The organism is Shewanella sp. 10N.286.52.B9 (genome assembly GCF_002873635.1).
Taxonomy (GTDB): Bacteria; Pseudomonadota; Gammaproteobacteria; order Enterobacterales; family Shewanellaceae; genus Shewanella.
This window is the reverse complement of sequence record NZ_MCTY01000165.1, coordinates 122,202-133,909: the sequence shown is the minus strand read 5'-3', so window position 1 is coordinate 133,909 and position 11,708 is coordinate 122,202. Positions and strand designations below refer to the sequence as shown.

At 40.9% G+C, this 11,708-nt stretch carries 10 protein-coding genes; 1 reads left to right on the top strand and 9 read right to left on the bottom strand.

The genetic code is table 11. The features are described 5' to 3' along the window. The first annotated feature begins 98 nt into the window (after positions 1-98). The gene (locus BCU91_RS10280) at positions 99-614 is read left to right on the top strand and encodes a GspH/FimT family pseudopilin (protein ID WP_102531411.1); all 516 of its coding nucleotides are present in this window, start codon (positions 99-101) and stop codon (positions 612-614) included. A 64-nt stretch (positions 615-678) separates the two neighbouring features. On the opposite strand, the gene BCU91_RS10275 is transcribed toward BCU91_RS10280, so the two are convergent. The 9 genes from BCU91_RS10275 to ileS all read right to left on the bottom strand — a co-directional run bounded on the left by BCU91_RS10275 (position 679) and on the right by ileS (position 11,696). Beyond that, positions 679-1,086: a type IV pilin protein gene (locus BCU91_RS10275; RefSeq protein ID WP_102531410.1), complete on the bottom strand. Its 408-nt coding sequence runs from the start codon at positions 1,084-1,086 to the stop codon at positions 679-681. Between the two features lie 2 nt (positions 1,087-1,088). After that, positions 1,089-4,655, bottom strand: a complete 3,567-nt coding sequence (locus BCU91_RS10270; protein WP_102531409.1) for a PilC/PilY family type IV pilus protein — start codon at positions 4,653-4,655, stop codon at positions 1,089-1,091. Between the two features lie 2 nt (positions 4,656-4,657). Continuing rightward, the gene (locus tag BCU91_RS10265; protein WP_102531408.1) at positions 4,658-5,113 is read right to left on the bottom strand and encodes a pilus assembly PilX N-terminal domain-containing protein; all 456 of its coding nucleotides are present in this window, start codon (positions 5,111-5,113) and stop codon (positions 4,658-4,660) included. Between the two features lie 15 nt (positions 5,114-5,128). Further along, positions 5,129-6,127 (bottom strand): PilW family protein, encoded by a 999-nt coding sequence (locus BCU91_RS10260; protein WP_102531407.1) that lies wholly within the window; start codon positions 6,125-6,127, stop codon positions 5,129-5,131. A gap of 9 nt (positions 6,128-6,136) precedes the next feature. Beyond that, entirely contained in the window at positions 6,137-6,688 is a 552-nt protein-coding gene (pilV, locus tag BCU91_RS10255) for a type IV pilus modification protein PilV (RefSeq protein WP_102531406.1), read from the bottom strand. A gap of 272 nt (positions 6,689-6,960) precedes the next feature. Further along, entirely contained in the window at positions 6,961-7,890 is a 930-nt protein-coding gene (gene ispH / locus BCU91_RS10250; RefSeq protein ID WP_198589266.1) for a 4-hydroxy-3-methylbut-2-enyl diphosphate reductase, read from the bottom strand. Between the two features lie 31 nt (positions 7,891-7,921). After that, on the bottom strand, positions 7,922-8,353 hold the full coding sequence (fkpB, locus tag BCU91_RS10245; protein WP_277869342.1) for an FKBP-type peptidyl-prolyl cis-trans isomerase: 432 nt from the start codon (positions 8,351-8,353) through the stop codon (positions 7,922-7,924). 10 nt (positions 8,354-8,363) lie between these two features. Continuing rightward, positions 8,364-8,861 (bottom strand): signal peptidase II, encoded by a 498-nt coding sequence (gene lspA / locus BCU91_RS10240; protein WP_102439203.1) that lies wholly within the window; start codon positions 8,859-8,861, stop codon positions 8,364-8,366. Positions 8,862-8,873: 12 nt separating this feature from the next. After that, positions 8,874-11,696 (bottom strand): isoleucine--tRNA ligase, encoded by a 2,823-nt coding sequence (ileS, locus tag BCU91_RS10235; RefSeq protein WP_102531405.1) that lies wholly within the window; start codon positions 11,694-11,696, stop codon positions 8,874-8,876. Between the last annotated feature and the right edge of the window lie 12 nt (positions 11,697-11,708).

Sequence of the window (11,708 nt, the reverse complement as noted above, 5' to 3'; positions counted from 1 at the left end):
ATTTTAAGATGTTAAATATTATATATCTCAGATAATAAACGCTGAAATTAGCCTATTATTCGCTTATACTCAGTTTTCGTTTTGCTGAGGAAATATGCATGAAACAACATAGTACAAATGGATTTACCTTAATTGAAATGATAGTAACAGTGGTTATTGTCATGATATTAGCCGCTGTGGCAGTGCCATCATTTAATTATGTCTACGAAACTACCCGTACAAATTCATCCATAAGCAGCATAGAATCATCTTTATCATTTGCTCGCAATCAAGCTGTAAGCTTTGGCCGTGTAGTTAGCGTATGCCCTGGAGATGGAACTGGTTGTTCAGACAACTGGATTAGTGGCTTTAATATTTTTATTGATGATGATGAAAATGGCGTCGTAGATAACAATACAGACATATTAAGATTTGTAGACGCTTTTAATAGTCGTGATTTTATAAAAGCCTCTTCTGAAATAATTACTTTTGGTGCAGATGGTTTATTAATACCAAGCTCTTCAAAAAATATTATCTATTGCCCTAAATCAGCAGACAGCGAAAACTCTAAACAAATTTTAATTAGTGCTTCTGGCAGAATAAAAACAATAACAACTGGTGTTAATTGCAACTAAAAAATGAAAAAAGGAGCTCGCAATAATTAATTGGGAGCTCCATTAATATTCTATTATCAATACTTTAATGAGACCAACACTCACTTGGTGTTTTCACACCGTCAGAAGTGACTTCAATCGTTCCACATTCACTATCACGCGTTGCTTGCGCACCTAAAGCTGTAGCTTTAAGTACAAACTTAGTTACGTTACCAGTGGTAGCATCAATTGAATAAAGCCCATTGTCAACAATGTATGGATCATCATCCATCCCTAAACGCTTCATATTCTTTGTGAACGTTTTATGGTCTAAATAATACTGCTCTTGCCTGTTAGCAATATTCATTAAGCCTGATAAAGCATCTGCTCTAGCACCTTTCGATACAAACCCTACATACGAAGGGTAAGCGATTGAAGCTAAGACACCAATAATTACAACGGTGATCATTACCTCAATTAATGTAAAGCCATTCTTCTTGTTTCTCTTAGACATTTTTAATTCTCATTCTGATGGTAATAAATACGATTAACACCTAAACCTCCACCAACGCAGCTATCATCACCTTCAGCGCAGCCGTCATCACCAAGAACATCATTTTTAATCATATCATTTGCTGCATCACCAATGCCTATTAAGTACATGTAACTATCTGAGTCACCATTGTGTGGAACAACAAGCGTCGGTGTATCTGGAACCTGCTCACCCATTACAAAGTAGTCTTCAGAATGGCTGTAAGTTCTCGCACCTTTGTGGAGGTCAAATCCGTAAAGCCTCCCCTGCCCAGGCACTAAACAAGCATTCTCACTAGCACCAGTTTCAGGCACATAAGAAGTAAAAAATACTCTCCCTGAAACTATGGTCGCTGCTGACAGAGACTTCTCCCCTTCATCACTAAAATTGTAATACCAACCACGTTTAGAACCAAAAGTAATTAACTCAGTATCTGATGCAGGTGATTCAGATGTGACATTATACAAATCAGTTATATCAAGGGCATCGGGTGTCGTATTACCCGCAGCTGCACTATATGATTTAGTGACTATATTTCTATCTTGCAAAGTAAAAAATCGGTCATTTCTACTTTTATCTAAAGGGTGTGCTCTATGACCACTACCAATAACAACGGCATCATAAGGGATATTTTGATGTGTGATTGTGGTTGTGGTGCCATCGTTATATTCATGGGTACTACCGAAAGCAGTTTGGGCAATCACAGGGGCAGAAAAAAAGCGTAGGTCGGTAGATATTGATTCACCACCTAAACTTGCAAACTTAAATGCACTCCAAGGGTTGTCGCTATCCGTAGGTAAACCCGGCATATCAATTCGCCAAACATTAGCTCCTGTATCGGTCGCATATATTCTGTCAGTTAACTGATCATTGTTACTGTCAAGTATAGCGACTTTGTTAGGTATACTATCAGTAAGACTTGGCATTGATGTATCACTACCTGCTAAACCAAAACTATGTACTTTAGTCCCTTGATCCGCATCAATAATATATACGCCAGCACCTGAACCCGTTGCCGCTATATCATTACCACCAACTCCTGCACCATCTTTAGTACCAGGGTTATAACCCGCGCCGATAATCAATACCGGTGAAGCCGTTGCTGATGTGACGGCAGCAGCAGGCCAACCAGGTACTTTGGTTATCACTGCGTCTGACCAACTTTGACCCAATGCGGGGAAATCAGTGCTGTTCTTGACCCATTTCAACGTTGGTGAATCTGGGATGGTAATATCCAAAGCATAATAAGAAGAACCACCTCGACGCATACCAACAAAAATCCATGCTTTTGAAATTATACCGGCTGAATTTCGCTCGATATAAGGCACGGGTGTGCCATCCATCCCATATATAGAATGTATCCCTGTCTTAGGGTTATCCATTAGTGATTTAAGATTAGGTAATAATTCATGCGGTATGAAGGCCCAAGACTCTGAAACCGTATTGGTAGTGGTGGTAATCTCATTTTCTATTGTTGTCACATCGTAATCTTTGAACATATGCAGGAAACCATGGTTTGTCCCCATTATTATTCTTATGTCCGGTGTGTCAGTAGTGCCATAATTTATCACTAAAGGCCTTGAATGCAATGGATCGCCTATTATATCTTGTCTTACATTCGGTGCAGTGGTTAAACCATATTCCTCACTATCAACGTTTAACCCTAAAGCCCAGTTAATGGTTTTGTCGATACTCGCAACGTCTACATTTAAATGACTCGCTAACCCATCATCATCCAAACTGCCAAGCCGTTTTGCTGAACTGCTGGTTAGAGCAACCAATGCTCCCGAAGCCCCCGTGTTAACTAATACCTTACGGCTGGCAATATCATTTTCATAGATAGATCTTAATTCAGAGGCTACGCCACCATGATTAACATTATAGCCTTCATAGCCATCAACTAAACAATCAGCTGCATCTACCCATAGCGAACAGGCATCTTCAGCTATTCGACCAGTACTATCAAACGCTGCACTATCGTTTTGGTCTAGTACTTCCCCATTTGCATTGACTTTAAACTTTTTTAGATTACCAGACCATCTTGGCCCTTCTCCAGGTAGAAACATGGCAAAATAAGCGGCATCTCCAGTTTGAGTTTTATCCAGAACAACAGAAGGAGAGGTAAAGCTTGAACTGTCCAGCGTTATCGCTTCAATCGCATCAATCAATGAGGCCTGCAACGCAGTAGGATTTGTTGCATAATAAAATTTACCATCGCCATAAGCTGGTGATGCGACAGCTTCTAATAAATCGATAGCCCCTGTTACACCTGTGCTAAAGCCAATGGTATAAGTATTCACCACTTGAGTCCCGTCAGCATAAGGATTAACATCATTTTTTGCTAAATAGCCCGCCAATGGTGCCATTAAACTAACGGTACCATTCACTGTAACGGCGCCAGTAACACTAGCTGCATTAGTCGTGCTAGGCAGACCGAGAAGGGCTATTATTTTACTATTTTGATGAGTATCTCTCGACGGTCCACCATCAGTAATATAGATAATCGATGCATTTGAGCCACATTTTTTGCCTACAAATGGGCTTAAATAAGTCCCTGCTGGAGATTCTGCGTTGAGATCATATGAGGGGTTAGATGTCGAACCAGATGTCTTGTGGCCATTATCGACTTGCTTACCGTTAAGGTATAAATACGCTTCATATAAAGTTTCACATAAGGGAGTAGCATTTTGATTAATTGAGATAGTCGAATCAACAGTGGACACCAAACTTTTTTTGTTGGTGATATTGCCCGTTTTGATTGTCGAGATAACTCTACCGCCACCATCACTGTCGCCGTTGTTGTCACTGCTGTTAGTGTCATTATTCTTGTTAAAGATCATCAGGCCGATATCAACACCTGGGGTATTAACAATAACCTCTTCTAATACCCGCTTGGCAACATCCATCCGCTCAGTGTCTTCTCTCTCCGGTGGATTATGAAACCAATCGACGTATTGCTCAGTAAATACTGTGATCGGTTGCCCTAAGCCAAAACTGGTTAATTTTGCATTGGCTAAAGCATTGGCATCATTACTATAAGAGCTAGCGAGTCCATCCACAGGAAAACCAGCTGATGCTCCGTTGTTGCCACTATCTGCGATTGAAATATCCTCATAACAATCTACTTCAGTAATACTGCTTCCATCATTTACCGGGATTGATTCCCATGAAATACCTTGGTAGGTTCTAAAATAACCAGTATAAATACCATACTTGTTAATAAATTGAGTAGAAGAATGACATTTGTTTTTGCCATACGTGAAGTATTGCTGACTGCCAATTTCAGGCACATCATTTGAGCGTTTAGAGTAATAAAGCTTAGTGCTACTGCTCACTGTAGGTTGCACCAAAAATGGCACCTCATTCATTTCGCCATAACCAGGGTTCCCCCCCATACTTCCTGATGTATCGAGGATGATTAACACTTGCGGGTTGTCATCACTTCGAATCGATGATTCTAATACGTATAGCTCAGTATCATCCGCAACACTATTGGTAATTAAACCCATGCCGACAAAACCTAAAGCTATCGTAGTTAATTTAGTAAACATGGTTATCTCCCAGTCGTTCTATTTACTTCTTGTTCGATCCCAGAAGTTACAGTCAATTCACCATATCCACTTCGACCAAATGTGACAGCGCTAGATACTTCAAATCTTCTGCAACCAATTAAATGGACCGCATTTGCTTTTTCAGTTCTTTGACAATCAACCTCAATTCCAGGGTTATTTTCTGGCATTAATTTGATCTCCTGTTCTCCATCCATTTCAGTAACATCGTCATTAACTGTTCTATAAGTAAAATCATGCTTAACACTATCTGCAATGACTATATTAAGCCCACCCTGAGCTTGAGACAAAGCCGCTAAACGATCGCTTCCTGCTCCTGCCATTCTTAAAGATTGACTTGAATTGACCGCGAGTGCGACACCAATAATAGTCATAACAATAAGGACGACTAATGAAAAGAACAGTACTATCCCTTGTTGATTTTTGTAAGATTGAATCATACTAGCTCCTTTTATTTAATTTCTGATCAATACAGGATTATCAAGCACAACGGTGGTCATCATCACTTTTCGACGATATTTGTCATTTGTTGCCGGAATAGCTTTATCACCAAGCTGATAAACGATTTCATTTTCATAACTATTATCTTCTTGTATCGAGCGTACAAGTACATAGATTTTAATGGCCACTAAACGTTGAAACCCTTGATTGTCCCACATCATGGTAGAAACTTGATTCGCAGGCATAAATGAGTCCGGTGTTGAATCGCCATCATCATCAAAACCGTACAAGAATCTAACATTCTCTATACCTTCAACTAATTGATCTTCATTGTTCATTCCATTTGAAAGATTAAGTGTTCTGCGGCTTAGAATTGGAATGCCAGCATCATCTTTTATAAAATAAACACGATGCTGGAACTCCCAGATTCGACTATTCAATTTATTTGGAGCGATTACATCATCACCTTTAAAAAATTCAATTTCATTTGAAGCTACTGATGCATAATATCGATTGTCATCTAAATCAGCTTCAAGAGTCGCTGAACCAATTAGGCGTTTGATTTGAATCACATCTGTATTATTAATTGGGCTAATACTGGCTGAACAATTCAATACACGATTACTTATACCCTGCTCATAACCCCATAGACGCCTAAAATGAGATGGAACATTATTTGGAAAAGTCGCGTTATTGAGCCCACCACCGATACAGTCACTTGAAATAGGGTCATCAGTAATGGAAGTACTGAAAGATGTATTAGTGCCCAATATTAAATCTGTACCTGTTATATCGCCAAAAAAACCTAATTGGCTTATATCACGCTCCATTAAGGCTAGCGCTATACGACCATTTTCTTGTAACTGGTTAAATTGACTTGTCGTGGTCACATTACTTGAAGACATATTAAACATTGAGAATAAACCAGCTGATATAAATAAACTAATCAACATAGCAACCATCAGTTCAACGAGTGACATGCCCTTTTGCTTTAATAAGTATTTACTATTCATCAATACAACCTAAAATATTGCTGTTTTAACTTCAAAAATTCTTTTTTTATTAGTCTTATTACCACAGCCCTTGACCTCATCAGAATAGCCCTCTTCAAACCCTGAGGACTTTCTGACTCCTTTCCAGGTAATAACAACGACTACTTCTTGTGGCTTCACAAAAATACAACTCTCAACGGATGGCAAGCCACCAACGTTAGAACCGCTTTCTTTTTCACTTTCACCAATAAAAGAAGCCTGCCATTCATATACATCCCAAAGTTGTAGCTCGCCTGGTGTACACAATGTTGCCCCTGTACAAGATTTACTGGGGGCAGTTAATGAAGTTCCAGTATATTTAGTTCCCGTAGCAGAACCATAAGCAACTAACTCGCTAGCATTCAATCGCATTCGGTTTATAATATCGTTGGCGTAGTAAGAAGCTTGGGTTTGCTGAAAGGACTCAAAGCTACCTCTTTTGGCAACAATATGAAGATTAAAAATCCCAATTAACCCTACAGTCAGAATCACCAGAGAAACCATAACTTCTATTAAAGAAAATCCATTCCTTTTAACAGGCATGAGTGTCAAATCTCCATTATTTGCCAATACATTGACGAATGTTAAATCACTATCTTTTTATAAATCCATCACTTAGCGGTTAATAATATCTGTTTACCTACACTTGAGCAAGATGTAACCGAAAGGTGTCTAGTTGTTTGCCAAATATAAGTAAATCGTTAACTTAGACTGTTTCAAGAGTATAGTCTATTAGTTGCAGATATAAAAAAACCGTAAATCTTTACAGACTTACGGTTTTTAATTTTTTAGTGAGTTTGTGCGTTTATTAAGTGCTAGCGTAATTCCGCGGGAACAGCGAAGACAGTATCTTCTTTGCGCCCTTCAACCTCAGTTATTACCGATGGTTCGAATTTAGCTATCGCGTCAACAACTTGTTGAACCAGCACTTCAGGCGCCGAAGCCCCCGCTGTGACTGCTACTTTTTTTACATCTTTAAACCAAGCTTCATCAACATCGGCAGCGGTATCCACTAAATAAGCTTCTGTACCAGTTTTCTCAGCGAGTTCACGCAGTCGATTGGAGTTAGAGCTATTTTTTGAGCCTACAACAATCATTAAGTCTGCATCTGATGACATATTGCGCACTGCATCTTGACGATTTTGAGTGGCATAACAAATATCATCTTTACGCGGCCCTTCAATGGAAGGAAAACGTTGTTGCAAGGCCGCAATAATATCTAGCGTGTCATCAACTGATAATGTGGTCTGCGTGACGAAACATAGGTTATCTGGGTTATTAACCTTTAAAGACGCTACATCTTCCGGGGATTCAATCAAATAAACCCCACCTTCAGTGTTGTCGTATTGACCCATAGTGCCTTCAACCTCTGGATGGCCTTCATGGCCAATCAGAATACACTCCACGCCTTTACGGCTTGCACGAGTAACTTGAAGATGCACTTTAGTGACCAAAGGACACGTGGCATCAAATACTTTTAAACCACGCACTTTTGCTTCTTTGCGAACAGCCTGAGAAACACCATGAGCACTAAAAATCACAATACTGTTATCAGGCACTTGCTCTAACTCATCAACAAATATAGCGCCGCGGTCTTTTAGGTTTTGTACCACGTAACGGTTATGTACGACTTCATGGCGGACATAAATCGGTGGTTCAAATAACTCTAAAGCACGTTCGACAATGCTAATCGCCCGATCAACACCAGCACAAAAACCGCGCGGATTTGCCAGTAAGATGTTCAGTTCTGGCGATGTAGGATCAACTTTAAGCATTTTAAAGTACCTCTACCACTTCAAGTTCGAAAGTTAATTTCTGACCAGCTAGAGGATGATTCAAGTCTATAGTCACTGAATCACCAGCAACTTCGCGAACCATACCTGGGATTTCACTGCCGCCTGGACCACCGAAACTAACAATGACACCAGGTTCTAATGCCATATCAGCAGGGAATTTACTTCTGTCCATATGATGCACAGCATCCGGATTAGACTCACCAAAAGTATCAATCGCATCTAAGGTAAAGCTGTGCTTATCACCTTTATTCAGGCTTGAAATTTCTGATTCAAATGCAGGGCTTAAGCTCTCATCACCAACATTAAAACGCGCTGGTTTTCCTGATGCTTTGGTGCTTTCTGCCGTTGAGCCATCTTCTAAAATGATATTCATATGACACACTATGGAACGTGCAAGTTGTTGCTCAGACAAAATAGACTCCCTAACTTTCTGCCGCTTGGGTTTCGGGTTTAAACGCTTCCCAAATAATCAATGCTGCACCGATAAAAATAGCTGAATCAGCAATATTAAATGCTGGATAGTGGCTGGTTTTCCAATAGAAATCGATAAAGTCCACTACGTAACCATGCATTAAACGATCAACTAAATTACCAATGGCGCCACCAATAATGAGCGTATACGCAAGGTTGGTGCGCCACAGCGACGCTGACTGTTTACGCAGCCATATCGTCAGCAGTGTGCTAAAACCAACGGCTATGATGGTAAAAAACCACCTCTGCCAGCCACCGGCTTCACTTAAAAAGCTAAACGCGGCGCCGTAATTACGCACATAGGTGAAATTAAAAATAGGTAACAGCTGTATTGATTCAGACAGCTCAAAATTGGCTAACACCCATTGCTTAGATAGCTGATCGGCAATAAATACCAATACAGCTACCCAATACCAACGAATGCCGCTTTCTTTCCATGTTAGTGGCATCAAGCAAGTCCTTTATGCAAAGTCGCGATGTTCGCCATCGCCTTCGATGTTAGTTACGCAGCGGCCACATAATGTCGCATGAGACTCGACAATGCCAACATCTTCGCTGTAGTGCCAGCAACGCTCACACTTCTGGGCTTCACTTGCTGCAACAACAAGCTTTAATGCAGCAAGCTCTGTTTCAATTGCATCAGCTGGCGCATCACTTAATGGGGCAACAATCGCTTTAGATGTTAACAATACAAAACGTAGCTCATCATTCACTTGAGCCAGTTTTGCCGCTAACTCTTCATCAGCATATAAAGTCGCTTCAGCTTGCAGTGAGCCACCAATACGCTTATCACGACGGGCTTGCTCTAATACTTTATTGACTTCGTTACGAACAGCTAAAAGTTGCTGCCAGTATTCATCATTTAAATCGTCAGCTAAGGTCACTGACTCTAGGCCTTGGTACCATTCTTGAGTAAACACGTATTGCTCACGTTCACCAGGAAGTAGCTGCCAGATTTCATCAGCGGTAAAGCTTAAGATTGGTGCAATCCAACGTACCATTGCTTCAGCAATATGGTATAAAGCAGTTTGGCAACTACGACGAGCGTGACCATCTGATTTAGCAGTATACTGGCGATCTTTAATGATATCTAAGTAGAAGCTACCAAGCTCAACAGAACAGAACTGCATTAGTTTTTGGGTCACTAAGTGGAAATTATATTGCTCGTAAGCTTCAATGATTTCTTCTTGTAGTGCTGCAGCGCGGCGTACTGCCCAGCGATCCAGTGACACCATATCTTCAGTAGCAATCATATCCGTTTCTGGATTAAAGCCACTTAAGTTAGCAAGTAAAAAGCGCGCGGTGTTACGAATACGGCGATATGAATCAGCGCTGCGATTTAAGATTTCATCAGAAACCGTCATCTCACCACTGTAATCAGTTGCTGCAACCCATAAGCGTAAGATGTCAGCGCCAAGCTTATTAATAACTTGTAGCGGTGCAATCACGTTACCTACTGATTTAGACATCTTACGGCCTTTACCATCAACGGTGAAACCGTGTGTTAGTACTTGCTTGTAAGGTGCTTTACCATTCATTGCCGTTGAAATCATCAATGAAGACATGAACCAGCCGCGATGCTGATCGCTACCTTCAAGGTATAAGTCAATCTCGTGGCCTTGGAATTCAGGGCGTGATGCAACAACTGATGAGAAAGTAGAACCTGAGTCATACCAAACATCTAAAGTATCAGTCACTTTACGGTATTGATCGGCTTCATCGCCAATCAGTTCACTGATCTCAAGATCCCACCAAGCTTGAATACCTTGTTGCTCGATACGGTGCGCAACGCGCTCCATGATAGAAACGCTATCAGGGTGTAATTCTTCAGTTTCACGGTTAACTAATAACGTGATTGGTACGCCCCAGGTACGTTGGCGTGAAATACACCAGTCAGGACGGTTCTCAACCATTTTTTCAATACGGCTTTGGCCCCAGTCAGGGATCCACTGCGTTTGTTCAATTTCAGATAACGCCTGCTTACGCAAGCCATGGTTATCCATTGAGATAAACCATTGTGGCGTTGCACGGAAGATAATGGGCGTTTTGTGTCTCCAGCAATGTGGGTAGCTGTGACGATATGCCACATGACACAACAGCTGGCCTTTCTCTTCTAATAAATCAACAACACTCTTATTGGCTTTGAATACGTGTTGACCAGCAAAAAACTCAGTGTCAGCTTTATAGACACCATTGTCACCAACAGGGTTTGCGACTTCTAAGCCGTACTTTTGACCAACCACGAAATCGTCTTGACCATGACCTGGTGCAGTATGAACTACGCCAGTACCAGCTTCAGTTGTTACGTGGTCACCAAGAATGGCAGGCACATCAAATGCAGAAAGAGGATGCTTGAAACGCATTAGCTCAAGCTCAGCGCCTTTTGTAGTACCGATAACCTGATGTGACTCAGCTTCAAAGCGGGTTAAACAGCCTTCAACTAGCACTTCAGCTAAAATAACGGTTTTAGTTACGCCATCTTTAACGAGCTCAACTAGGCTGTAATCAAGCTCTGGGCTTAATGATAATGCACGGTTAGCAGGGATAGTCCAAGGTGTCGTGGTCCAAATAACCGCTGAAACCGTGTTTGTGTAACCTTCAACGCCAAATTTCGCTGCAACCGCTGCGCTATCAACGGCATTAAATGCCACATCAATAGCGGGTGAGGTTTTATCTTCGTATTCAACTTCTGCTTCTGCTAACGCTGAACCACAGTCAGTACACCAATGAACAGGTTTAACACCTTTGTGCAGGTGACCGCTTTCAATCACTTTAGATAAAGAACGTACGATGTTAGCTTCAGTGCTGTAATCCATGGTTAAGTAAGGATTATGCCAATCACCAAATACACCTAAACGAATAAAGTCTTCACGTTGACCGTCAACTTGCTTAGCGGCGTATTTACGGCATTCTTCGCGAAAATCAGCAGCTGAAATCTTTTGACCTGGTTTGCCAACTTTTTTCTCTACCATTAATTCAATTGGTAAGCCGTGACAATCCCATCCAGGAATATAAGGCGCATCAAAACCTGCCATTGTTTTAGACTTAACAATGATATCTTTTAATATTTTGTTTACCGAGTGACCAATATGGATATTGCCATTCGCATACGGGGGGCCGTCATGCAAAATAAACGGTTTGCGACCAATTCGACTGTCACGAATTTTTTGATAAAGTTCGTCTTGAGTCCAACGGTCTAACATAGCTGGCTCACGATTAGCCAGATTACCGCGCATCGGAAAATCGGTTTCCGGCAAATTCAAAGTAGATTTATAGTCGGTCATTGATCCTATACC